Origin of the sequence: Cohnella zeiphila (genome assembly GCF_014212055.1) — a bacterium.
Taxonomy (GTDB): Bacteria; Bacillota; Bacilli; order Paenibacillales; family Paenibacillaceae; genus Cohnella; species Cohnella zeiphila.
In genome coordinates this window covers 1-23,978 of the sequence record NZ_JACJVO010000024.1, presented here as the reverse complement: position 1 = coordinate 23,978, position 23,978 = coordinate 1, and the positions used below count along the sequence as shown (strand labels likewise).

The 23,978-nt window shown below is 60.7% G+C and carries 19 protein-coding genes; 18 read left to right on the top strand and 1 reads right to left on the bottom strand.

What is annotated here, in order from left to right:
* Window positions 1–83: 83 nt before the first annotated feature.
* Window positions 84–3,212, top strand: coding sequence for a cadherin-like beta sandwich domain-containing protein (locus H7C18_RS18895; protein WP_185130654.1), 3,129 nt, complete (start codon window positions 84–86; stop codon window positions 3,210–3,212).
* 77 nt (window positions 3,213–3,289) lie between these two features.
* Here the strand turns inward: H7C18_RS18895 and H7C18_RS18890 are convergent, their stop codons facing one another.
* Entirely contained in the window at window positions 3,290–3,931 is a 642-nt protein-coding gene (locus H7C18_RS18890) for a hypothetical protein (RefSeq protein ID WP_185130653.1), read from the bottom strand.
* 281 nt (window positions 3,932–4,212) lie between these two features.
* Here H7C18_RS18890 and H7C18_RS18885 point away from each other — a divergent pair, with 281 nt between their 5' ends.
* The 17 genes from H7C18_RS18885 (at window position 4,213) to H7C18_RS18805 (ending at window position 23,827) form a co-directional block, all read left to right on the top strand.
* Entirely contained in the window at window positions 4,213–4,584 is a 372-nt protein-coding gene (locus H7C18_RS18885) for an NADH-quinone oxidoreductase subunit A (RefSeq protein ID WP_185130652.1), read from the top strand.
* The gene (locus H7C18_RS18880; RefSeq protein ID WP_185130651.1) at window positions 4,569–5,087 is read left to right on the top strand and encodes an NADH-quinone oxidoreductase subunit NuoB; all 519 of its coding nucleotides are present in this window, start codon (window positions 4,569–4,571) and stop codon (window positions 5,085–5,087) included. Before H7C18_RS18885 ends, H7C18_RS18880 begins: the two co-directional genes overlap by 16 nt.
* On the top strand, window positions 5,084–6,172 hold the full coding sequence (locus H7C18_RS18875; protein WP_185130650.1) for an NADH-quinone oxidoreductase subunit C: 1,089 nt from the start codon (window positions 5,084–5,086) through the stop codon (window positions 6,170–6,172). The genes H7C18_RS18880 and H7C18_RS18875 overlap by 4 nt, the downstream gene beginning before the upstream one ends.
* Before the next feature lie 6 nt (window positions 6,173–6,178).
* The gene (locus H7C18_RS18870) at window positions 6,179–7,279 is read left to right on the top strand and encodes an NADH-quinone oxidoreductase subunit D (protein WP_185130649.1); all 1,101 of its coding nucleotides are present in this window, start codon (window positions 6,179–6,181) and stop codon (window positions 7,277–7,279) included.
* Between the two features lie 44 nt (window positions 7,280–7,323).
* The gene (gene nuoH / locus H7C18_RS18865; RefSeq protein WP_337913792.1) at window positions 7,324–8,286 is read left to right on the top strand and encodes an NADH-quinone oxidoreductase subunit NuoH; all 963 of its coding nucleotides are present in this window, start codon (window positions 7,324–7,326) and stop codon (window positions 8,284–8,286) included.
* 165 nt (window positions 8,287–8,451) lie between these two features.
* Window positions 8,452–8,907 (top strand): NADH-quinone oxidoreductase subunit NuoI, encoded by a 456-nt coding sequence (gene nuoI, locus H7C18_RS18860; protein WP_185130647.1) that lies wholly within the window; start codon window positions 8,452–8,454, stop codon window positions 8,905–8,907.
* A gap of 3 nt (window positions 8,908–8,910) precedes the next feature.
* Window positions 8,911–9,438, top strand: a complete 528-nt coding sequence (locus tag H7C18_RS18855) for an NADH-quinone oxidoreductase subunit J (RefSeq protein WP_185130646.1) — start codon at window positions 8,911–8,913, stop codon at window positions 9,436–9,438.
* 2 nt (window positions 9,439–9,440) lie between these two features.
* Entirely contained in the window at window positions 9,441–9,743 is a 303-nt protein-coding gene (gene nuoK, locus H7C18_RS18850) for an NADH-quinone oxidoreductase subunit NuoK (RefSeq protein WP_202887177.1), read from the top strand.
* Window positions 9,744–9,747: 4 nt separating this feature from the next.
* Window positions 9,748–11,631: an NADH-quinone oxidoreductase subunit L gene (nuoL, locus tag H7C18_RS18845; RefSeq protein ID WP_185130645.1), complete on the top strand. Its 1,884-nt coding sequence runs from the start codon at window positions 9,748–9,750 to the stop codon at window positions 11,629–11,631.
* On the top strand, window positions 11,631–13,241 hold the full coding sequence (locus tag H7C18_RS18840) for a complex I subunit 4 family protein (RefSeq protein ID WP_185130644.1): 1,611 nt from the start codon (window positions 11,631–11,633) through the stop codon (window positions 13,239–13,241). The genes nuoL and H7C18_RS18840 overlap by 1 nt, the downstream gene beginning before the upstream one ends.
* 2 nt (window positions 13,242–13,243) lie before the next feature.
* On the top strand, window positions 13,244–14,779 hold the full coding sequence (locus H7C18_RS18835) for an NADH-quinone oxidoreductase subunit N (RefSeq protein WP_185130643.1): 1,536 nt from the start codon (window positions 13,244–13,246) through the stop codon (window positions 14,777–14,779).
* A gap of 398 nt (window positions 14,780–15,177) precedes the next feature.
* Window positions 15,178–17,790: a S8 family serine peptidase gene (locus tag H7C18_RS18830; RefSeq protein ID WP_185130642.1), complete on the top strand. Its 2,613-nt coding sequence runs from the start codon at window positions 15,178–15,180 to the stop codon at window positions 17,788–17,790.
* Between the two features lie 19 nt (window positions 17,791–17,809).
* Window positions 17,810–18,067, top strand: coding sequence for a DUF1146 domain-containing protein (locus H7C18_RS18825; RefSeq protein WP_185130641.1), 258 nt, complete (start codon window positions 17,810–17,812; stop codon window positions 18,065–18,067).
* 235 nt (window positions 18,068–18,302) lie between these two features.
* On the top strand, window positions 18,303–19,682 hold the full coding sequence (gene murA / locus H7C18_RS18820; protein WP_185130640.1) for a UDP-N-acetylglucosamine 1-carboxyvinyltransferase: 1,380 nt from the start codon (window positions 18,303–18,305) through the stop codon (window positions 19,680–19,682).
* A gap of 796 nt (window positions 19,683–20,478) precedes the next feature.
* Window positions 20,479–21,636 (top strand): stage II sporulation protein D, encoded by a 1,158-nt coding sequence (gene spoIID / locus H7C18_RS18815; RefSeq protein WP_185130639.1) that lies wholly within the window; start codon window positions 20,479–20,481, stop codon window positions 21,634–21,636.
* Between the two features lie 75 nt (window positions 21,637–21,711).
* Window positions 21,712–22,437: a M23 family metallopeptidase gene (locus tag H7C18_RS18810; protein WP_185130638.1), complete on the top strand. Its 726-nt coding sequence runs from the start codon at window positions 21,712–21,714 to the stop codon at window positions 22,435–22,437.
* Window positions 22,438–22,606: 169 nt separating this feature from the next.
* Complete coding sequence (locus H7C18_RS18805; protein ID WP_185130637.1) at window positions 22,607–23,827, top strand: HD-GYP domain-containing protein; 1,221 nt, start codon at window positions 22,607–22,609, stop codon at window positions 23,825–23,827.
* Window positions 23,828–23,978 lie beyond the last annotated feature (151 nt).

Sequence of the window (23,978 nt, the reverse complement as noted above, 5' to 3'; positions counted from 1 at the left end):
GGATGGAAGACCGGCGGAAGGAAGCCGAAGCGCTGCGTTTTCGCCGGACTTTTTTTCAGACAAGAGGAGAGGAAAAACGGATCATGTTGCGTAGAGGTCTGGTTCAACTAATGGCGTTCCTGCTCGTGGCGCTTCCCGCGCTTGGCGTTCCGGCGAACGATTCGCACGCCGAATCGTCCCGGATTGCCGTCATCAAGGAGATGTCCGGCGACGTGAAAGTACAGAAAGCGGGGGGGTCGAAGGCGTTCCGCGCTTTCGCCAAGCTTAGCCTGAAGCAAGGGGATATTCTGACAACCGGAAAAGACGGCGAAGCGACGCTGGTCTTCTCCAACGGATCGTCTTCGGACGACTCGATGACCGTGTCGGGCAATACGACGCTTACCTTCTCGAAGCTGTCCGGCAAAAGCGGCTCGGTGACGAAGGTCAGCATGCTCAAGGGGACCGTCTGGTCCGACGTCAAGTCGATCAAGACGAAGGACGACGAGTTCCAGCTCGAGACGCCGACGGCCGTCATGGGCGTGAGAGGAACCGACTTTTTCACGACCGTCTCTCCCTTGACCGGGGGCACGAACCTGTTCGTTTTCGCGGGCGTCGTGCATACGGATTCTTCTTTGGCAGCAGGGAGTTTGCCGTCATCGGGAACGCCGAGCCAGGGGTACCTTGTGTATCCGACGCAGCAAATTTATCTGCCGGGGCAATCTTCGCCGGAGTCTCCGATCGTTACGTTCATCGATCCGGCCGACATCGTCGGGCAAGCGTCGCCCGAGGTCATCAAGGCGATCCTGATGAGCAAAGAGAAGATCGACGAAGAGAATCGGAGCTTGATCGACCAAATGAACCAGGATCAGAGTATCACCGGAATAGTCGGTATCGATCCCGACCTCTATATACAGAATCTCAACTCGATGATCGGGGCTATGCTTCAAGGAGCGGTCGCCGGCGGGGACATGACCCGGGCGCAATTGGATCTGTTGCTCAACCAAATTTTTCAACAGACCGGCAAAAAAGTCGACGTCTCCGATACGAATTATCGGTTGACAGACGATCAAAAGCTGTCGCTCGAGGAGCTCCAGAAGAGAAAGCTGGCGGACCAACAGGCCTCTCTGGAGAAAAAGAAACAGCAGGAAGGCGCCCCGTTCTCGCTGATCGAACAATTGCGAAGAGAACGCGAGCAACAGGAAGCCGCAAATCAAGCCTTGCTGGAAAAACTTCGTCTCCAAGCGGAGAGTCGGCTGCTTGATCAGCTGTCCGACGCCCAGAAGGCGGCGTACGAAGCGGCCAAGAAGTTGAACGAAGGCACCTCCGGCCCGGTCATTTCGCAGCCGACAACTCCGTCGCTATCGGCGAATTCCCTGCTCGGCAGTCTGGAGCTGACCGGCGCCGTGCTAAGTCCGGCATTCGATGCCTCGAAGACGGCTTATATGACGAGCGTGGCGAATAACGTCACGCAGCTGGCGCTGAAGCTGTCCGTTCAAGACAACAAGGCATCGGTGACGGTCAACGGCACCGCGCCGACCGGAGGCAGCGTATCCGTTCCGCTGAACGTGGGCAGCAATACGATCTCGATCGTCGTTACGGCCGAGAACGGCTCCAAGATGACGTACACGATTACGGCAACGAGAGCCGAAGCGCCTCCGTCCGGCAACACGGGACTGACGAGCCTGCAACTTGTCGAAGTTGGAGGCAGAGCGACTTACGATGCTACGTCGGACGGAAGCGACTGGTCGGTTCGTGTCCCTGCCTCCTGGCAGTACGCGAGCCTGAAGTTCGTCCCGGCAGACGCGTCCTCCAAGCTGGTGCTGAACGGCCGCGAGTATGCGGCGAGCGATCTTGTTCCGCTGTCCTTGGCCACGGAGACGGTCTCCTTTCAGATTAAGGCTTCGGATGGGACGAGTGCGGGTTATGAGCTGCATATCGCGAGGGAGGCTTCGTCCATTGCAACCGTAACCTCGGGTGCCTATACGGTGAGCGAAACCGGATCGGTTTCGGAAACTATCTCGAACGTTCCGTACGGAACCGCAAAAATTGACTTCCTTGCGGCTTTGATGAAAGGCGATCCGAATCAAACGTGGGATGAGACTGGGCTAAGCGATCCGATCGCAAACGGCGATATTTTGAAAGTTACGGCTGAGGACGGCGGAACGATCAAGCAGTACGCTATTTCTCTGAAGGTAGAAGTACCCTTAGGAATCAATCATTGGACGACGACTTTGGATGGAACGGAAACCTCGTGGAGCTACGACGGCGAGGAGTCTGGCACTAATGGAGAGATACCGTCCAAGACTCATTACTACAGCCTGTATTTGACCGCCATTCCGACATCGCTTCAGGTTGGTTTTGATTTTGCCGATAATGCAGCGGGTGCCATGTTATACAAAGAATACGACGAAAACCCGATTGCAAATTTTAGTCAGTCGCCAGACCCTGTGAGCTTGGAAGTTTATGAAGGGAATAATACATTCTCATTAAATTATCAGGTGGAAGACGATCAAGGAGAAGCAACGGAAATCAAGTTGATCCTGAATGTCTATGTGGGAGTTCCCGCGTTTGACGGGTTCAATGTCCTGTCGGAGAACGATTGGGAACACAACTATCAGAGCCCATCATTAACTGTCAATCCGACCGGGCCCCATTCTTTCTCCGCTTTTACCGGAAGCTATCTTAACCCAGATAACAACAGACTGGTTATGCGGGGCGGGATGATGGAAAGCGGCATGGAAGTATTGGTAAACGGCGCCGAAGCTTCGTCGGATGGGGTTTATTACATGGAATTAAACGAAGCCTGGAACACGATTACGGTCAGGCTTTACAACGGCCCCGATTGGACGGAGGCAAACCGGCACGGGACGGCTGCGGAGTATACTTTGGATGTCTACAACGGCGATCAATTCCCGGAAGACACCATGGGATTGGAATCGCTGAACGGGACCGACAGCTATGGCGAACCTAGGGAATTCGGGAAAGATGGACCGGAATGGTTCGGCTGGCTCCCGTCGGGTGCCGAATTTGTAGATCTAGCCCCGATAGCCCGATCTGGGGGAAGTGTCGAAGGGGCGCTCATTCCCATCCCGGGAACCGATGATTGGCAATGGGCAAAGAAGACTGGCGACCGTTACCGTATTCCACTGAACACTAATGAAGTTTACATTGTTACCGAACAGGACGGGCATTTGTGGTCCGAATCGGTGTCTATTTCCTGGGGCTCCCTCTGATCGTTTGAAAAGACGCTTGCTGCTTCAGAGGCCGCAAGCGTCTTTTCAAATGAAATGAATGAAACGAGTTAACGTCCTTAAACGTTCAGATTCACCGCGATCATGCCGTACTTTTGTTCCGAGTCGGCCGTTGCGCCGAACCAGATTTGACCGCCGCCGGCCATGACGCCTTTGTCGTTGACGAACATCTCGCGCGGCTTTTGGTCGGCCAAAGCCTTTTTGACGTCATCCGTGAAGATGAGATCGAATTTGGCCACGAAATCGTCCTTGTCTTGAATCGTCAGCGGTTCCTTGCCCCCATTCACGCGGAGCGGATACAGGACATACTTGGCTGCTTCTTCTTTGTCGCTATCGGCAACTGCCTTTTGCAAGGAGGAGAACATCTGCTCAAAAGCCGCGGGATCGTTGACGCCCGCCACCTCGTAGGGATTGCCGGACTCGGCGTCCGAGGAAGGAGAAGCGGAAGCAGGCGATTCCGGAGACGACGAAGCGGAAGGCGACGACTCCGGAGAAGCCGAAGGAGAAGCGGACGCTTCCGAAGAAGACGAAGCGGAGGACGACGCCGACGGGGGAGCCGAGCTCGATGCCCCCGCATTGGTGTTGCTGCTATTGCCGCTTCCGCAAGCCGAAGCGAAGACGAGCAAGGAGGCCAGCACAACGGATACGGCGAGATTTTTACGAATATGACGACCCCTGGGCATGAACCGGGACATAGACATAATCGATACTTCCTTTCCTGGTGTGATTAACTTTTTGAAGTCATCTTGTTGACGAACAAAGGCTGAAGAAAGTTACAGCAGGACGCCGGAAAACTTCTCAATGTCAGGCTTGCCTCATAAACTATGGTAAGTGCTCCAAACGCCGATTCCCCGCAAATGCAATAGTTGTCGAACCGTGTAACCGCTTTATCCATAGACGCCCTTGGGAGCTTTTGTTATAATTGTGTGGAAATTTACCCAGGGCTGTGGAGCGTTTCATCCCGTTCGCCGGAGGCGATGTTATGGAGAAATACGCGAACCAGTACGTGATCGTAGCTGTCTTTCTGATTCTGGGCATCGTGTTCCCGATTGTCGTACTGCAGCTTGGCAGGATACTCCGGCCGAGCAAACCGACTCCGGAGAAGGAGACCACCTACGAGAGCGGCAACGATCCGGTGGGCGATAGTCAGATTCGGTTTAACGTGAGGTATTATTTGTATGCTTTAATGTTCGTGGTGTTTGATGTCGAGACCGTCTTCCTCTATCCGTGGGCCGTAGCGTATAAGCAGCTTGGCCTTTTTGCGCTTGCGGAGATGTTCCTGTTTGTCGGCTTGCTTCTGATCGGACTTATTTATGCCTGGAGGAAGAAGGTGCTGCAGTGGAATTCGATCTGACGAAGATCTCTCCGGAGGATGTCAAGGAACTGGAACGCAACGTGTTTATCGGCAGTATCGAGTCTTTGAAAGGCTGGGTGCGAAGCAACTCGCTCTGGCCGCTTACGTTCGGGCTGGCGTGCTGTGCGATCGAGATGATGGCGGCGGGGGCGCCGCACTACGATCTGGACCGCTTTGGCGTCATGTTCCGCACGTCGCCAAGGCAGGCGGACGTTATGATCGTCTCGGGCACGGTGACGAAAAAGATGGGGCCGCTGCTGCGCCGGCTGTACGATCAGATGCCGGAACCGAAGTGGGTCATTGCGATGGGGTCTTGCGCGACGGCCGGCGGACCGTACGTCAAATCCTATTCCGTTATCAAGGGCGTGGACCAGATCGTCCCCGTCGATGTCTATATACCCGGCTGTCCGCCCAATCCGGCGGCGCTGATTTATGGCATTAATAAACTCCAGGAGAAAATCCGCTACGAAGCCAGAACCGGGAAGCGGGTGACGAATGCATGAGCGGGGAGGACCGGCGCGAGGAAAGTGCGAAGCTGAACGAAACAAAAGGCGAGGAGCGCCGCGAAACGGAAGAGGAGGCGCCGACGGAAGGTTCCGCAGGCACCTCGGCTGAAGGCGCCGGGACAACTCCGACGGACGCTCCGGCCGAAGGGGATAACCGGGAGGATGTTCCTTCGGCGGAGGCAGATTCGGGTGCCGCGGGAGCGGGAGCGGATCCGAACGGCCGGAAGCCGGAAGGAGAGGAGCAGGCATCCGCTCCGAAACAAGTACAGGCGGCCGCGGAGCCGAAAACCGGCCCCGTAGACGCGAAGCAGGCGGCTGAAGGCGAACCTGCTGCGCCGCCCGCCAAGGCTGCTGAGGAAGCCGCGGCGCCGGCCGCATCTTCCGCCGGAGGCGAAGCGCCCGTTCGCCGCCAGGAGACGGACGAGGAGAAGGCTGCGCGGCGCAAGGCGGCGCTGGAAGCGCGCGAAGCGGCCAAGGCTGCGGCCGCGCAAGGCGCCGCGAGGCCGGAGGCGGCCGGCGGTGCAGCAGCAGCCGGCCGCAACCCGGCAGCTGCGGCGGGCCGGGCCGCTCCTGCCGCGGCCGACGCGCCGCCTCCTCCGCCGTCGCCGAACCAGCCGCGGCTCGATCGCGCCGCGCAGCTCCTGCGGGAACTGGTGAACGAGGACGCCGTCGAGGAAGCAAGCATTAACGAGCCGAACGACCATCTGCCGACGCTCGTCATCAAGCGCGACCGTTGGCAGGCGTGCGCGGGACTTTTTCGCAGCCATCCCGAGCTGAACATCGACTACTTGCGCAACGTGGCGGGCGTCGACCACGAGACGCATATGGAAGTGATCTACCACCTGCTCAGTCTGGACAGCGGACACAATTACGCGGTGAAGGTGCGGACCGATCGCGAGAGCCCGTCGGTTCCGTCCGTCACGCCGATTTGGCCGACCGCCAACTGGAACGAACGCGAGATTTATGATTTGCTCGGCATCGATTTTCCCGGCCATCCCGATTTGAGACGCATCATGATGCCCGACGACTGGGTCGGCCACCCGCTTCGCAAAGATTACGCGCCGCTGGACCCGGAGGTGTGAACCGGAATGATCCGAACCGAGGAACTGCTGCTGAACGTCGGCCCCCAGCATCCGAGCACCCACGGGGTGTTCCGCATCATCGTCAAGCTGGACGGGGAGATCATCACCGAAGCGACGCCGGTCATGGGGTACCTGCACCGGGGAACCGAGAAGCTCGCGGAAAATTTGAATTTCACGCAAATCATCCCCTACACCGACCGGATGGATTACGTGTCCGCCATGACGAACAACTATGTGCTGGTGCATGCCGTCGAGAAGCTGATGGGGCTCGAAATTCCGGAACGCGCCGAATTCCTCCGGCTCATCGTGATGGAATTGCAGCGCGTGGCGAGCCATATGGTCTGGTGGGGAACTTATCTGCTCGACATCGGGGCGTTGAGCCCCTTCCTTTATGCGTTTAACGATCGCGAGCGGATCTTGCAGCTGTTCAACGAGCTGTGCGGCGCCAGGCTTACCTACAATTACATGCGCGTCGGCGGGGTAAAATGGGACGCGCCGGACGGCTGGATCGACAAGGTGAAGGAATTCGTCCGTTCGATGCACGGCAAGCTGGAGGAGTACGACAACCTGGCGAGCGGCAACGAGATTTTGCTGTCCCGGATCAAGGGCGTCGGCGCGTATGACGCCGAGACGGCGATCGCCTACGGTTTGTCCGGCGCGAATCTTCGCTCCACCGGCGTGAAATGGGACCTTCGCAAAAACGAGCCCTACAGCCTGTACGACCGCTTCGAATTCGACGTGCCCGTCGGGACGAACGGGGACTGCTACGACCGCTATCTCCTCCGTCTGGAGGAGATGCGCCAAAGCCTGCGCATTCTGGAGCAGGCGCTGGAGCAATTCCCCGAAGGCGGCGAGACGATGGGCAAGGTTCCGCGCGTCATCCGGCCTCCGGCCGGCGAGATCTATGTGCGGATCGAATCGCCGCGCGGCGAGATCGGCTGCTACATCGTGTCCAAAGGCAAGGCCGAACCGTACCGGCTCAAGTTCCGGCGTCCGTCGTTCGTGAACCTGCAGATTCTGCCCAAACTGCTTGTTGGAGAAAGCATGACGAACCTGGTGACCATTCTCGGAGGGATCGATATCGTGCTCGGGGAGGTGGACTGCTAGTGGATCGTTACTTCAACTCGCCCGTCAGTTGGGGGCATGTCGGCATCTTCGCGCTGGAAGCGATCGCCGCGCTTGCCGTCGTGATCGTGTTCGTCACGTACGCCATTTATTTCGAGCGCAAAGTGATCGGCTGGATGCAGTTCCGCATAGGGCCGAACCGAACCGGGCCGTTGGGTCTCCTGCAGACCGTGGCGGACGTCGCCAAGCTGCTGCTCAAGGAAGACACGATTCCGGCCCGCGCCGACAAAGCGCTGTTCATCCTCGCGCCCGCGCTGGCGTTCGTGCCGTCTTTTCTCGTGCTCGCCATTATTCCTTACGGGCTCCATCTCCCGTTTGCCGACCTGAACGTCGGCTTTCTGTACTATATCGCGCTGTCGGGGGTGACGACGATCGCGATCGTCGTCGCCGGCTGGGCGTCGAACAACAAGTATGCTTTGCTTGGCGGCATGCGGTCGGCGGCGCAAATGATCAGCTACGAGGTGCCGCTCGTCATGTCGATCGTCGGCGTGACGATGATGACCGGCAGCCTCAACCTGAGAGAGGTCGTGCTTCATCAGACCGGGTATTTCTGGCACTGGAACTTCATTCCCCAGATTCTCGGGTTCGCGGTGTTCGTCGTCGCGGCGGTGTCGGAGCTGAACCGGACCCCGTTCGACCTGCCGGAAGCGGAATCGGAGCTGGTCGCGGGCTACCATGTCGAGTACAGCGGCTTCCGTTTCGCTTTCTTCATGCTGTCGGAGTACATCTACATGTACGCGATCGCCTGCCTGGCGACCATCCTGTTCCTGGGAGGGTGGAATCCGCCGTTCCCGCAGCTCGATTTCATTCCCGGGCTGATCTGGTTTGCTCTCAAATTTGCGGTGATCGTCTTCTTCCTGTTCTGGATTCGCGCCACGCTTCCCCGCCTGCGCGTCGACCAGTTGATGGGAATGGCGTGGAAGGTGCTGCTTCCGCTGGCGATTCTGAATATTTTCTTGACGGCGCTGGGGATCGAATGGTGGGGATAAACCCGACAACCGATCCATCAGCCTGCGGCTGGGCCGACAACCGATCCATCAGCCTGCGGCTGACGATAACGGTTGCGGCTGACGATAATGGTTGCGGTGACCCGACAACCAATCAATCAGCCTGCGGCTGACGATAATGGTTGCGGTGAGGAGGCTGACGAATAGATGAAAGGAACCGGAATCATCAAGGGGCTCGGCGTGACGCTGAAGACGATGGGCTCCAAGAAGTCGACGCTGAAGTATCCCGACGTTCCGATCGAGATGCCGGACCGTTTCCGCGGCATTCAGTACCTCGACCCGGACAAATGCATCGTCTGCAACCAGTGCGCGCGCATCTGTCCGACCGAATGCATCACGCTCACCGGCAAGCCGAATCCGGACCCGGAGAAGAAGGGCAAGGTGCTCGACACGTTCGACGTCAACTTCGAGATCTGCATCCTTTGCGACCTGTGCACGGAGGTATGTCCGACGGAAGCGATCGTCATGACGAACAACTTCGAGCTGGCCGCCTACAGCCGTGACGACTTGTTCAAGGATGTCGACTGGCTGTACGGCAACAACACGAACGTTCGCGAAGACAACAACAACATCGGCGCTCCGCAACGAGGGGGGGCGAAGTAAGCCGTGTTAACGTTTAACGTCGATTGGAGCGGGGAGTTCTTCGCTTTCTTCCTGCTGGCGGTGTGCGCCATCGCAGGGGCGGTGCTGGCCGTCAACTTTACGAAAGTGGTGCATACGGCGCTGTCCATGGCGTTCACTTTCGTCTCTCTGGCCGGGCTGTTCATCCTGCTGCGAGCCGAATTCGTCGCGTTCGTGCAGGTGCTGCTGTACGTCGGCGCGGTGACCATTCTGATGATCTTCGGCATCATGATGACCAAGCACCAGGACGAGGGCAAGGAAGCCGGCCGCCCGCTGCAGGAGACGCTGGCGGCGATCGGGTGCTTGTGCCTGTTCGGCATTCTGTTCTACGCGATCCGCAGCGCGGGCTTTCCGGCGCCCGCCGACCCGCTGCCGGGCGACAATACGATGGCGATCGGCAAGGAGCTGTACACCGGCTACGCGATTCCGTTCGAGCTGGTGTCGGTGCTGTTGACGGTGGCGTTCGTCGGCGCCGTCGCGCTCGCCAAACGGGAGGAGGCCGAAGAATCGTGAGCATGCTCGCTTCCTATTTGACGCTGGCCGCCGTCCTGTTCTGCATCGGGTTGTATGGGGTTCTCACCAAGCGCAACGCCGTCGTCGTGCTGCTGTCGATCGAGCTGATGCTGAACGCGGTCAATTTGAACTTGATCGCTTTTTCGCGGTACGGCATCGCCCCTTCCCTGAAAGGCCAGGTGTTCGCCTTGTTCTCCATGACGGTCGCGGCCGCCGAAGCCGCCGTCGGAATCGCCGTATTGATCGCGCTCTACCGCAACCGGGCTACGGTCAACGTGGACGAATTCGATGAGCTCAGGAGGTGAGGCCATGGCAACCGTCTTCTCGCAATACGCCTGGCTCGTCCCCGCGTTCCCGCTCGCGGCGTTCGCCGTCCTGACGGCGATGGGCCGCCAGCAGAACCGGACGGGGGGCTGGATCGCGACGATCGCTTCGCTCGCCTCCTTCGTCGTCGCGCTGCTCATCCTGATCGAACGGATGTCGGGCAACGCCGACGACTACAACGGCAGCTTCGATTGGCTGAGAGTCGGAGGGACGCAGCTTACGGCGGGCTACGAAGTGACGAACCTGACGTCTCTCATGATGGCGATCGTCACGTTCGTCTCCTTGCTCGTCAACCTTTATTCGATCGGCTATATGAAAGGAGACGACAGAGCGGCCGTCTTCTTCGCTTACGTATCGCTGTTCGTCAGCTCCATGCTCGGCCTGACGCTGTCCGACAATCTGCTGATCATGTACGTCTGCTGGGAGCTGGTGGGCGTCTGCTCGTTCCTGCTGATCGGCTTCTGGTTCCAGAAGCCCGAAGCGCGCGCCGCCGCCAAAAAAGCGTTCATCGTCACCCGCATCGGAGACCTCGGGCTGCTGATCGCCATTCTTCTGCTTTTCTGGTATATGCCCGGCCATGCGCTTGATTTCTCCAGCCTGCACAACGTGTTCGGAACGCAGAGCGGCTTGATCTCGACGTCGCTGACGACGCTGATCGCGCTGCTGATCTTCCTGGGGGCCGCCGGCAAGTCCGGCCAATTCCCGCTGCACGTGTGGCTTCCGGACGCGATGGAAGGCCCGACGCCGATCAGCGCGCTCATTCACGCGGCCACGATGGTCGCCGCCGGCGTGTTCCTCGTCGTGCGCACGTTCGACATCTTCGCGGCGGCGCCGGCCGCGATGGACACCGTGGCGATCGTCGGCGCGTTCACGGCGATCTTCGCCGCGACGATCGGCCTTGCGCAGAACGACATCAAGCGCGTGCTCGCCTTCTCGACGGTCAGCCAGCTCGGCTACATGATGCTGGCGCTGGGAGTCGGTTCCACGACCGCCGCCATGTTCCACCTGTTCACGCACGCCTTCTTCAAGGCGCTGCTGTTCCTGGCCGCGGGCAGCGTCATTCACGCGGTACATACGCAGGACATCCGGGAGATGGGCGGACTCGGCCGCCGCATGAAAACGACGGCCTGGACGTTCGGCATCGGAGCCCTGGCCCTGTCGGGCATTCCGCCGCTGTCCGGGTTCTGGTCGAAGGACGCCATTCTGGGCGCGGCGCTGGATGATCGCCCGTGGCTGTTCGTCGTCGGCGCCGTCGCCGCGTTTTTTACCGCCTTGTACATGGCGAGGCTGTTCCTGCTCGTCTTCGCGGGCAAGCCTCGCGGAAGCGCAGAGGCGTATGCGCACGCGAAGGAATCTCCGGCGGTCATGACCGTGCCGCTTGTCGTGCTCGCGGTGCTGGCGGTTGCGGCCGGCTTCGTCATGACGCCGTTCCAGGATTGGCTCGGCCCCTGGCTGAGCGGCGGCGGAGAGAAGGAGGACGCGAACGGAGTCGCTATCGTCGTCTCGATCGTCGTCTCTCTGCTCGGTATCGGCCTGGGCTGGCTGATCTACGGCGGGCGGGGAGCGGTGCGGCCGGACGTCGTCTCGTCCCGGCTGCCTTGGCTCGCACGGCTGCTGGAGCGCAAATATTACGTCGACGAGCTGTATGACCTGCTGTTCGTGAAGTCGCTGGGCCGGCTCGGGCAGGGGCTTCGTTTCTTCGACGAAGTGGTCGTGGACGGGGCCGTGCGCCTTGCGGGCTCGGCGGTGAGCGCGCTCGGCCGGGCGAATACCCGGCTGCAGAACGGCCAGGTGCAGACCTATGGGCTCGTCGCGATCATCGCGGCCGTCATCCTCGTGCTGGCGATCGCCGGAAGGAGGTTCTGGTGATGCTGGAGGACATTCCGGTGTTGTCGCTCATCGTCTGGCTCCCGCTGCTGGGCGCGGTCGTCACGCTGCTCATGCCCAAGCAGAACGCCCGTTTGCTGCGCTGGACGGCGATCGTTTTCTCCGTCGTTCCGCTCGTTCTGGGTCTCCTGCTGTTCGCCTCCTACGAACCGATACTCGGAGGGGGGGCGTACGCGGAGCACGGCACGTGGCTGTCGGTTCCGCTCAATGCGGAAGCTTGGTCGGCGTCGCAAGGCGTAACCTCTTACCGGCTCGTTTTCAACTATTTGCTCGGTATTGACGGCATCTCGCTTCCGCTCGTGCTGCTGACGGGAATCGTCTCGACGATGTCGGCGCTGGCTACGGTTCATATCCATAAGCGCTGGAAAACGTTCTACCCGCTGTTTCTGCTGCTGCAGACCGGCATGTACGGGGTATTCCTGGCGCGGGACGTCGTGCTGTTCTTCATCTTTTTCGAGCTGACGCTCCTTCCGATGTTTTTCCTGATCGGCATCTGGGGGTACTTCGGCAAGGAAAAAGCCGCCAACCGCTTCCTTCTCTACAACGGGTTGGGCTCGGCGGTCATGCTGCTCGGGTTCCTGATTCTGATCGCGACGCTCGGCTTCAGCGCGACGCAGACGGCCGGAGGCGTGGAGCTTGTTTACAGCGGCAGCTACGATACGATGCTGGCCAATCTAGCCGATCCGAACGCGGCGGCGAACGCGGGAGGAGCCATGTTCCTGTCCGGCAACCTGCGCTGGGCGGCGTTCATTCTGCTTCTGATCGCGTTCGGCATCAAGCTTCCGTTTTTCCCGTTCCACACGTGGATGCTGAAAGTGCACACGGAGGCTCCGCCTTCGGTCGTCATGATCCACTCCGGCATTTTGCTGAAGATGGGAGTCTACGGCCTCATCCGCTTCGTGGCGCTCCTTTTCCCGGGCCAGATCGATTCCTGGGCCCCGGTGCTGGCGACGCTCGGCGTGATCAATATTTTGTACGGGGCGATTCTCGCCTGCGCGCAAAAAGAATTCAAGCTGGTGCTCGCCTATTCCAGCATCAGCCATATGGGGATCGTCCTGCTAGGCATCGCTTCCTTGAACGAGACCGGATTCGAGGGCGCGATCTACCAAGCCGTCTCGCACGGGCTCATCTCGGCGCTGCTGTTCCTGATCGTCGGCAGCTTGTACGAGAGGACGGGGACGACAAGGCTGGACGAATTGGGCGGACTCGCGCGCAGCCTGCCGTTCACGTCGGGCATTCTGCTGACCGCGGGGCTTGCATCGCTCGGGCTGCCCGGCTTGTCGGGTTTTATCGGCGAATTCCTGTCGTTCCTCGGTCTGTTCGATACCTGGAAATGGTTGACCGCGATCGGCGTGCTGGGCGTCCTGTTCGCGGCGGTGTACGTGCTTCGCGGCGTGCTGGCGATGATCCACGGACCGATGCAGGAGAAGTGGATCGGCCTCAAGGAGGCGAGATTCATCGAGGCGCTTCCGATGGTCGCCCTTACCGCGCTCATCGTCCTGCTCGGCGTCTACCCGTCTCTTCTCACCGACCTGATGCAGCACGGCTTCGACGGACTGCTTAAGGAACTCCAGACGAGGGTGGGGGGCTGAACATGATCACGACGTTGACATGGAGCGATAGCTGGTACTTGGCGCCCGAGATCGTGCTGGCGGCCTTTACGATCGCGCTGGCCGTTCTGGATCTGGCGCTGCCGAGGCGGGTCGGCCGCGACGTCATCGGTTGGGGGGCGCTCGTCGGGCTGGTGCTGGCCGGCGTGTTCGTCTGCTGGCACATCCATGATCTGAATGTCTGGAAGGATGCGGGCAAAGACGCTTTCCGGAACGTGCTCGGCGGCAGCTGGCGCGTCGACAACTTCGGCAACTTGCTCAAGCTGGCGTTCCTCGGGGCGACGGCGCTGATCGTGCTCGCTTCGCTCGGAACGGTCCGGGACCGCGAGGTTCCGATCAAGGGAGAATTCTATTACTTGATCCTTCCCGCCGTTATCGGCGCGATGGCGATGTCCTCCTCGGGCGACATGCTGACGATGTACGTCGGCATGGAACTGCTCAGCATCACGACGTACGTTCTGGTGGCCGTGCGCAAAAAAAGCGGACAGTCCGCGGAGGCGGCCTTCAAATACGTGGTGACCGGAGGGACGGCGTCGGCGTTCGTGCTGTACGGGATGTCGTTCCTGTACGGGGTCACCGGCACCACGCATCTGGCCTCGATCGGGCAGGCGCTGCCGGGAGCGCTGGCGGATTACCGGGCGATGATTTACGTCGCCTTCTTCCTGATGATCGTCGGCTTCGCCCTGAAGCTGGCGCTCGCGCCGTTCCACGCCTGGGCGCCGGACGTGTACCAGGGGGCTCCGACGCCGGTGACGGCGTTCCTGGCCGTCGTCGCCAAAGGGGCCGCGATGGCGATGGTATACCGCATCTTCCTGAACACCGCCCAGTTCGCGACGGGGGACGACTCGCAGGTGCGGGACGATCTGTTCCTCGCGCTAGGGGTGCTGGCCGCGGCGGCCATGATCGTCGGCATCGCCGGGGCGCTGAAGCAGCAGAACGCGAAGCGGCTGCTCGCCCTGTCGGGCGTCGCCAACGCAGGCATTCTGCTGGTGCCGCTTTCGCTTGACCTGACCAACTTGCACTCCTCTTTGTTCTCGGAATTCGTCTATTATTTGGCGGCTTACGTATTGATGAATATAGGGGCGCTCGCGGTGCTGACACTCGTGTCGCGGTCGTCCGGGCACGAGCAGCTGTCCGCGTTCGCCGGGTTGTACCACCGCGCTCCTTGGACGGCGGCGGCGATGACCGCGCTGCTCTGCTCGCTGGCGGGGCTGCCGATCACGGCCGGGTTCTACGGGAAGCTGTACATCCTGTTCGCCACGGTACAAACCGGAGAATATTGGCTCGCTGCCATTCTGCTCGGAACGACCGTCGTTTCGTACTACGTCTACTTCTCGTTCATCCGCCAGATGTACATGCGCGGCGGAGAAAACGAGCCTTCCGTGCGGATGACGATCCCCACCGGAGTCGTTATCTGGGTTTGCGCGGCCGGTTCGGTGGCGCTCGGCATTTTTCCGAAGCCGGTGCTGGATTGGGTGGACGGCTTGTTCTCGCTGACGACCGACTTCCTGGCCCGGTAGCGCGGACGCTCGGTCCGCGCTCGAGACTCGGCCGCCGGAGGCTTTCTCCGGCGGTTTCTCTTTGCCCGGGAGGTGAGAGGCGGCAGGTTGCACAAGAGTGGCGTTAATGACAACATCGTCGAAAATGCGACAAAAGTCCTTTTTTTTCGCCGCACGGAAGGAAGCGGATGTCATTGCACGAATCATATAATGATGCGATGGTCCGGGGCGATAAAAGACGTAACGAAGCGGGGCGCGCTTCTCGAGAAAGAGCTGTCCAGGCGCTTGCGGCAGCCCGATCGAAATCAGTCAAAGGCACCTTTGGGATCTCGCTCTTCGAGTCAAAATGAGGCATCGGCGGGTAAAGAGAAATAGCCGGGAAGCCCGAGCGAATGGACGAACAAAGGTTGTGATCGATCGTGGCCAACGAAGCCCGGATACGAGCGGCCGCATGCCTGGCGGCGCTGGCGCTTGGGGCGAGCGGCCTCGCAGCGGCGGCGGAAACGGCTGCCGCTGCGGTTCCCTCTCCGGAACAAACCGCCGCTGCCGCCGAACCGGCCGCTCAGCCGAGTGCGGCGGAAGCGATGAAGCCGGACAAAGAACCCGCTTTTTTGAAAATGATCGGCATTCCGGAAGCCTGGGCGCATCTGACCCATGATGTCTCGGGAACCATAGCGGTGATCGACACGGGAGCCGATCTGAAAAACCCGCGGCTGACGCCTTACCTGACGGAAGGTATCAATCTGTTGGACCGAACGAAGCCGCCCCTGGACGACAACGGACACGGAACGGCGGTCGCCGGCGTTCTCGCGGAGATCGCGGACGCGGCGAAGATTTCCCGTTCAGGCGCCGCTTGGCGCATGAAGATCATGCCGATCAAGGCTTTGGATGCCCAAGCGGAAGGAAGCGAAGCGAGTCTGGCGGAGGGCATCCGCTACGCGGTCGGCCACGGAGCCGACATCGTCGTGCTCTCGCTCGGACTGCACCGCGACTCCTCGGACATTCGCCAGGCCGTAGCTCAGGCCGAGCGGGAAGGCGTGCTGCTGGTAGCCGCCAGCGGCAACGATGCCGCGCAATTCGGAACCAAGGCGGCGGTGCAGTATCCGGCGGCCTACCCGACGGTGCTGGCGGTCGGCGGTTCGAACGGCACCAAGGCGGACAGCCGGTCGACGCCCGGGCCCGAGCTCGACGTCTCCGCCGCGTGGCAAGTGCAGACCCTGAAGCCGGGCGGCGGAACCGTGACGATGGAAGGCTCGTCGATGAGCGCTCCGCAGGCGGCGGGAGCGGCGGCTCTGCTCCGGGCCGCGAAGCCGCAAGCAAGTCCGGCCCGGCTCCGCGACCTTCTGCGGGGAACCGCGCAGGATATCGGTTCCGCAGGCTGGGATTCGGCTACCGGCTATGGCCTCATACGGGCCGACCGGGCGGTCGAAGCCGACGAGAACGCCGACTGGAGGGAGCCGAACGACGACCGGAGCCACGCATCCGTGCTGCCGATCGGAGCCGAAGCGCTGGGAATATGGGCGTCGCCGGAGGACCGCGACGACTATCGGATCGAGGTGCCCGCGGACGGCTCGCTAACCGTCTCCTGGCAGACCGCTTCAACGGCGGGCGCAGGAAGCCAGCCGGATCTTCGGTTGTACGCGGCAGGCGCCGAGAAGATGACTCCGGCCGCCAAGAACGCGTCGTCTTCCCGCACCTGGACGGTGGCCAAGGGCAGCTACATTTTGGAGACCCAAGGCGGAGCGGGCGGACAGAGCTATCGGCTGGAGTCGGCGTTCCGGATGGCGCCCGACGCGATGGAGCCGAACCAGACGGCGCTGACGGCGTTTACGCTTGGGGCACGCACCCAGCAATGGACCGGCACTTTCGACAAGCAGGGCGACGAGGACTGGTTTGCCGTCACCCTTCCCCGGGAGGGCAAACTCAGCATCCGGGTGGATGCCGATACGACCCGCATTGATCCGGCGCTGACGGTCGAGCGGGAAGGGGAAGAAGCGGAGGAAACGGACGACAACGGAGACGGAGAGAGCGAAGAAGTGATTCTTCCGCAGGCGTCGCCCGGCAAGTATTACATACGAATTCGTAACGCGACGGCTCCCGATCCGGTCGGGGTGATCGGAACGTATACCGCGCGGCTGGAATACATTGCTCCGTATGAAGACCGGAACGAGCCGAACGACGGGCCGCTCGAAGCGACGCCGCTCGCTGCGGGAGCCGAAGGAAGGGAAGGGCTGATCGGAACGGCAACCGACGCCGATTGGTTCCGATTCGCGTTGGACGAGTCAAATTTGGTAAGATTGCAGTTGGCGAAAATTCCGAAGTCGGTCCGGGCGACGATGACGCTCTACAGCAAGCAGCTCGCCGAGATCGGCCACTGGAGCACCGCGGCGGGCGCGGGTACGGCCGGCTATCGCGGCCGGCTGGATCCCGGAACGTACTACGTCAAACTGACGGCCGACGCTCCGTTCCGCGATTCTTTTTACCGGCTGACGCTCGAACAGGATCCCGTGAGCTCCCTTTTCCTCGACATTAAGGGACATTGGGCCGAGTCGGCGATCCGAGCTCTGGCGGAGGCCGGATGGGTCGCCGGCTACGGAGGAAGAACGTTCGGACCGGACCGCAGCGTCACGCGCGCCGAAGCGGTCGTCATGGCGGTGCGCGCGCGAAAGCCTGTCGCGAATGCCGGCCAGCCGCCTTATTCGGATGTTCCGGACGGCTACTGGGCACATGATGCGATTGCGCAAGCGGAAGGGGCTCATTGGTTGAACGGGATCGGAGGCATTCGCTTCGAACCGGATCGGGCGATGACCAGAGGGGAAGCGGCCTTGCTGCTCGCGAGGGCGGCGAAGCTGACGATCCCCGATGCCCCCAAGCTTCGGTTCGCGGACGTTCCGATTCTCAGCAAGCCGGCCGGGGCGTTGGACGCGTTGGTCCGAAAAGGCTGGATCGGCGGCTACCCGGACGGAACGTTCCGTCCGAACCGGCCGGTCACCCGGGCGGAATGGGCCGCCATGCTGGCCAACTTGCTGTAAGGGAGGGAGTTGAAATTCGATGGGCACCGGCGATCTTATGAGTTCGGCCGGCTGGAACGCCTTGTTCTCCATGTTCGTCACATTGGGGCTGATCGCGGTCACTTGGGTCCTTCTCAAGGAGATCCGCTGGGACCGGATTTTCCGGCATCCGCTCAGTCCGGGCGCGAGGCTGCTGCAGCTCATGTTGGCGATCGTGATCGGGCACCAGCTGGCAGGATTTATTCTCGACTACTGGAACTGGACTTCATCGCTGAAATGGCTGTTCGGATCCGGCTGACGTCCGGTGCCCGTTCCGAAGTCCGCGCATAACCGGACGCCGGAATGATAACAATGGGGAATATGGCGTAACAACGTTCGGACGGCCCGATTGCCCGGGAAATAAGGAGAATTTTGTAAAGACCTGCCGCTTGTGCCAAAAGCGGTGACAGTGATATGATGGAGTTTGGGTTTTCCGGGGCTGGCTGCCAGCCGATCGCTTCGGAATGATTACAGACCCGCGGAGGGAATCACCCATGAGCAAAATCATCGTCCGAGGCGGCCGTCCTCTGAAAGGGACTGTCCGCGTACACGGCGCTAAAAATTCAGTTCTGCCGATCCTGGCCGCATCTTTGTTGGCCGAGCAAGGCGCTTGCGTCATCCATGATGTGCCCGCTCTGGACGATGTGACGAACATTATAGAGGTACTGGCGGCGCTCGGAGTCCAAAGCAAACGAAGCGGCGACCAAGTGCACCTGCACGCGGCGAAGCTGACTTCGTTCGAGGCGCCGTATGAATTGGTACGCAAAATGAGGGCTTCCTTCCTGGTTATGGGGCCGTTGCTTGCCCGTTTGGGACGGGTGCGTCTGTCTCTTCCGGGAGGATGCGCGATCGGCACGCGTCCGATCGATCAGCATTTAAAGGGATTCGAAGCGATGGGAGCCGAGATCGGATTCGGCCAAGGGGCGATTGAAGCCCGCGTGAACGGGAAGCTGCGCGGCGCCAAGATCTATTTGGATATCGCCAGCGTCGGAGCGACCGAGAACATCATGATGGCCGCGGCCACCGCGGCCGGCACGACGACGATCGAGAATGCGGCCAAGGAGCCGGAGATCGTCGACCTGGCGAACTTCCTGAACGCGATGGGGGCCAAAGTGCGCGGCGCGGGCACCGGCGTCATTCGCATCGAAGGCGTCGAACGTCTGGCCGGGGTTGAGCATGCCGTCATCCCGGACCGGGTGGAAGCCGGCACGTATATGGTTGCGGCCGCCATTTCGGGCGGAGATGTTTATATCGAAGGGGCGATCCACGATCATTTGGGTCCGGTGGTCGCCAAGCTGGAGGAAATGGGCGTTCGCGTCGAGAGCGACGAGAACGGAATCCGGGTCGTCTCCCGTCGGCCGCTGCGGGCCGTCGACGTGAAGACTCTTCCGTATCCGGGCTTTCCGACCGACATGCAGGCGCAGATGATGGCGCTGCTGCTGCATGCGGAAGGCACGAGCATCGTGACCGAGACGGTGTTCGAGAACCGGTTCATGCATGTCGAGGAACTGGTCAAGATGGGAGCGACGATCAAGGTCGACGGCCGCACCGCGGTCGTATCCGGCGGTTCGGGTCTGGTCGGCGCGCAAGTCTGCGCGACGGACTTGAGGGCCGGAGCGGCGCTCATCTGCGCGGCGCTGGCGGCGGAAGGAACGACGGAAGTGTCCGGCATTCATCACATCGACCGCGGCTATGTGGACATCGTCGGCAAGCTCGTGGCGCTCGGAGCCGACGTCTACCGGGCTCCTTCGCCGGAAGAAGTGCTGGCGGAAGCCGAACACGCGTCCCGCCACCCCGCGAAAATCATGGAGGCGCTCGGAGACCGGGCGCCTGCCGAGATCTCCCGGGTTCGCGTTCAACCGACGCTGGCCTAAGGATATAACAATAAGGATAACGCTAGACCCGAACATATGAGCGAAATGCAATTTATCTGCATCTTTCCATAAACGGCGACTCCGTCTCCGTCTCTTAAGTCCCGATCTTCCTTTTGCGAGAAGGCGATCGGCTTACGAGACGGAGCTTTTTTTGTGCAAATTTAAAATGGCTATCGGAGCCTCGCGACGGACCGAGCGGTTGCCGATAGCCGAGAAAATCGGCTAACGGAGCCTCGCGGCGGGCTAAGCGGATGCCGATAGCCGAGAAAATCGGCTAACGGAGCCTCGCGGCGTGCCGAACGGATGCCGATAGCCGAGAAAATCGGCTAACGGAGCCTCACGGCGGGCCGAGCAGTTGCCGATAGCCGAGAAAATCGGCTAACGGAGCCTCGCGGCGGGCCGAGCGGATGCCGATAGCCGAGAAAATCGGCTAATGGAGCCTCGCGGCGGGTCGAACGGATGCCGATAGCCGAGAAAATCGGCTAAATAAGATACGGAAGATCGCATGAGGGGCGGTCTATAGGGACTGAGGCGACCTGCGACATTTTGGGCGGCGGCACGGCGTGCCGCAAAAGCCCTCGGGTAACGGGCCGCCGGAACCGATAGAGGCACGGCGTGCCGCAAAGCCCCTTAGCGAAAGGGACTCGCATATTTGCGCTAGCATTGTTTGTTAACTGTGCAGCCGCCGTTTTTTCGAGTAACTGAATTCTCTTGCCCTCTTGGCGGGGTTTGTTCTAGCGATGAATGGAAATTCATAGAGTAAGAGCAAACAGCGTAATTCTCGCGGAGGTGGAAGATGCTTAGATGGAGCATAAGACGGAGCACGAATTATCCTTGGTGGACGGACGTCGCGGCGTTCGCGGGCGGAATCGCGGTCGCCGGCACGTTGTGGGCGTCGCTGCACGGCGGGCCCGGGCATCCTGCGGATCCGGAAGAGCAGGCGGCGGTTCCGCCGCACACGATAGAGAAGCCGGCGGAGCACGCGCATCCCAAATCCAGCGCGTCGCCGAAAACGCAGGACAAGCCTTCCGAGAAGAAGGAGAAAGTGTCGCCGGCCGCGCCCGCAGCCGCTTGGAGCGACAGTGTCCGCGTACGGGTATACCTGAGCGGCCGGGGCGCCGTAGAGACAGTGCCGTTGGAGACGTACGTCCGCGGAGTGGTGGCCGCCGAGATGCCGCTGTCGTTCGAACCGGCCGCTCTCGAAGCGCAGGCGCTGGCCGCCCGGACGTATATCGTAAGGAAGCTGCTGAATAACGACCGGACCGGCGTTCCCGCCGGCGGAGCCGATACGATCGACACGCAGGACAACCAGGTGTATCGGTCGGAAGCCGAGATGGACGAGCTGAAGCGTACGGATCCCTCTCTGTGGAGCAAGGCGAACGAAGCGGCGCTTCGGACGAAAGGGCAGATTCTCGTCTATGACGGCCAGCCGATCGAAGCGCTCTATTTTTCTTCCAGCAACGGGTTCACCGAGAATTCGGAGGAAGTATTCCCCGAGAGTGTCCCCTATTTGCGGTCGGTAGCCAGCCCTTGGGACCGGGAGGAAGCGAGCAATTGGGAGACGACGAGCGAGATTTCGGTTCGAGACTTCTACGGGGCGCTCGGCGTGCAGGAGACGGCGAAGCTCGCCCGCGCGGGAGCGGGCTCCAGCATTCGGATCGTCGACCGGACGCCGGGCCGGCGAGTGAAGACGCTGGCGGTCGGCGGTCAGGAATGGACCGGGGAAGAGGTTCGTGAGAAGCTGGGACTCCGCTCCGCCGCGTTTACTCTCGATCTGGATAAGAAGACTATCGTCATTACGTCCTATGGAAACGGACACGGCGTCGGCATGAGCCAATGGGGCGCGGAAGGCATGGCCAAGGAAGGCTATTCCGCCTCGCAGATCGTCTCCTATTACTATACCGGGATCAAAATCGAGGACGCTTCGAAGCTCGCAGGAGCCGCCAAACTATAAAAATAAAAACCTTTCAACCGGTCACGTATAAAAGTCTATCACCTGGTAACACTTGCTTACTGAGGTGATCAAATAATGAGTGACCAAAACAAAACCACTCGCAAGATCGAAGAGGCGCCGAAGAGTGCCGGGTCGTCGTCTCCCGCCAAGCCGTCGGGGATGAAGAAGTTCTTCTCCAAGCGCTGGGTGTTCCCAGCAGCCTACATGGCCGCCGCGGCAATCATCGTAACGATTCTCTGGCTGAACGCGGGCGGAAGCGGCACGAAGGAGCCGCAAGACGCTGCCCCCGGTCTGTCGGGAGTCGAGACGCAAGACGCGGGATCCAGCCCCGAAGCGTTGGAAGCCGCCGCATCCGGAGAGTCGTTGGAATGGCCGTTCGTCAGCTCGGGAGACCTGTCGGTATCGCTGCCGTTCTATGACGCCAACGCGTCCGAGGACAAGAAAGCCGCAGCGATGGTAGAGTACAACAACAGCTTCACGCCGCACACGGCGATCGACTTCGCCCGCAAGGATCAGAAGGCGTTCGAAGTTCGCGCGGCCATGAGCGGTAAAGTGACGGTGGCGGAGCAAACTCCGACCAACGGCTACGAAGTGCAGATCGACCACGGCAACGGGCTCGTCACGGTCTATCAAAGCCTGGACGACCTGAAGGTGAAGCAGGGCGACGAGGTCAAGCAAGGCGACGTTCTCGCCATGGCCGGCCGGAGCGAAATGGAGCAGAACGAAGGCGTTCACGTCCACTTCGAAGTCCGCAACAACGGCCAGTCCGTCGACCCGAACTCGCTGATCAAGGCGCAGTAACCGGCGCCCGGAAAAACCGGAAACCGCAATCTATCGCGGTTCCGGTTTTTTCGTGTTTTCGGAAAACCCTATGATTCGACGAATTAAGAGATTTGGTTCTAAAGATTTATAAAAACCGATCGGAATCCACTAGAATTTCATCCATTTTCTTGTCGGGATATGGTACGATATGACTATCTATGCTGCTGCGGAACCGATCGGGGAAAAGGGTGGAGAGATGAGGGAGATTCATGTGGACGATTTGCAGTCCGGCGACGTGCTGGAGCGAACCGTCTTCGGCAAGAACGGAATCGTCATGCTGGAGGCCGGCACCGTATTGACGCCATACTATATCGATCGGCTGCGTACGCTCGGTTTTCGCCGGGTCGCGGTCAAGGGCAGGAGCGGCGTCCATTCGGCGCCGGATGCGGCGCAGGCCTGGAAGCGCAGCCGCGAACAGGCGGAAGAGGAGATCCTCACCTGGAACACGGCGGCCATCGACCGGATGAAGGACGATGCCCGGGCCGTGGCGGATACGATGGATGCCGTTCGCTGGTTCGCGGAGTCGGAGCAGACGTTCGACCGATTGTCGCTCCCCTACGCCGAGACGGCGCGCTTCCGGCGCGAGTTCCGCGAGCGGGTGCTGGAGGCGATGGCCCAGCCGGCGATCGCCCAGGAGATGAGCGTGCTGCAGCAGACCGATACCCAGCTGTTCGAGCACTCCTTGCAGGTGACGCTGCTCTCCAATATCGCGGCGGACTTGAACGGATTCGACCGGTCCCGCCTGCAGGAGCTGACGATCGGCTCGCTTCTGTTCGACGTCGGGATGACCCGGCTGCCGGAGCGGCTGATCAAGGCGCAGCGGAAGCTGACGGATTCGGAGCGGTCGCTGGTCCGGCAGCATACCAAGGTCGGCTACAAAGTGCTGTCCTCGATTCGGGAAGTTCCCCAGCAGGCGGCGAGAAGCGCGCTGCTTCATCACGAACGGTACAATGGCGGAGGTTATCCCCTTGGCTTCAAGGGCGGGGACATTCCGGAGATGGCCCAGATCATCGGCTTGGCCGATGTCTATGACGCGCTTATCTCGAAACGGCATCACCGCGATCCCTACCCGAATATCGAAGCGATGGAGTATTTGTTCGCCGCGGGCAACTACGATTTCGGGATCGGGATGATCCGGCTCTTCCTGAAGCATATCGCCGTTTTCCCGGTATCGTCCGTCGTCCTGCTGAGCACCGGCCAGATGGGCGTCGTCGAGAACGTCGACAACCGGCTGGCCCACCGTCCGATCGTCCGTATTATCCGCGAAGCCGACGGGCATCCGACGCCCGTTCCTTATACCTTGGATTTGAACCTCAATCGCAATGTGGTCATCCTGCATACGGTGCCTTGGGACCGCACTCTCGTATAGCCAGACCCTCACCCTGCCGAAAAAAGAGCCTCGCTTCCACCCGGGAACGAGGCTCTTGGTTGTGTTCAGTCATTGTTTAGAGGAGCATGATAGCATAGAACGCTGAAGAGGGGAGAAAATAGAGCAGGCAGGTCGCACAATAGCGATAGTC

Bases quoted from the DNA above. Each gene is read 5' to 3' on its own strand.
- H7C18_RS18895 (WP_185130654.1), top strand. From the start codon at position 84: ATGTTGCGTAGAGGTCTGGTTCAACTAATGGCGTTCCTGCTCGTGGCG.
- H7C18_RS18890 (WP_185130653.1), bottom strand. From the start codon at position 3,931: ATGTCTATGTCCCGGTTCATGCCCAGGGGTCGTCATATTCGTAAAAAT.
- H7C18_RS18885 (WP_185130652.1), top strand. From the start codon at position 4,213: ATGGAGAAATACGCGAACCAGTACGTGATCGTAGCTGTCTTTCTGATT.
- H7C18_RS18875 (WP_185130650.1), top strand. From the start codon at position 5,084: ATGAGCGGGGAGGACCGGCGCGAGGAAAGTGCGAAGCTGAACGAAACA.
- H7C18_RS18870 (WP_185130649.1), top strand. From the start codon at position 6,179: ATGATCCGAACCGAGGAACTGCTGCTGAACGTCGGCCCCCAGCATCCG.
- nuoI (WP_185130647.1), top strand. From the start codon at position 8,452: ATGAAAGGAACCGGAATCATCAAGGGGCTCGGCGTGACGCTGAAGACG.
- nuoK (WP_202887177.1), top strand. From the start codon at position 9,441: ATGCTCGCTTCCTATTTGACGCTGGCCGCCGTCCTGTTCTGCATCGGG.
- nuoL (WP_185130645.1), top strand. From the start codon at position 9,748: ATGGCAACCGTCTTCTCGCAATACGCCTGGCTCGTCCCCGCGTTCCCG.
- H7C18_RS18840 (WP_185130644.1), top strand. From the start codon at position 11,631: ATGCTGGAGGACATTCCGGTGTTGTCGCTCATCGTCTGGCTCCCGCTG.
- H7C18_RS18835 (WP_185130643.1), top strand. From the start codon at position 13,244: ATGATCACGACGTTGACATGGAGCGATAGCTGGTACTTGGCGCCCGAG.
- H7C18_RS18825 (WP_185130641.1), top strand. From the start codon at position 17,810: ATGGGCACCGGCGATCTTATGAGTTCGGCCGGCTGGAACGCCTTGTTC.
- murA (WP_185130640.1), top strand. From the start codon at position 18,303: ATGAGCAAAATCATCGTCCGAGGCGGCCGTCCTCTGAAAGGGACTGTC.
- spoIID (WP_185130639.1), top strand. From the start codon at position 20,479: ATGCTTAGATGGAGCATAAGACGGAGCACGAATTATCCTTGGTGGACG.
- H7C18_RS18810 (WP_185130638.1), top strand. From the start codon at position 21,712: ATGAGTGACCAAAACAAAACCACTCGCAAGATCGAAGAGGCGCCGAAG.
- H7C18_RS18805 (WP_185130637.1), top strand. From the start codon at position 22,607: ATGACTATCTATGCTGCTGCGGAACCGATCGGGGAAAAGGGTGGAGAG.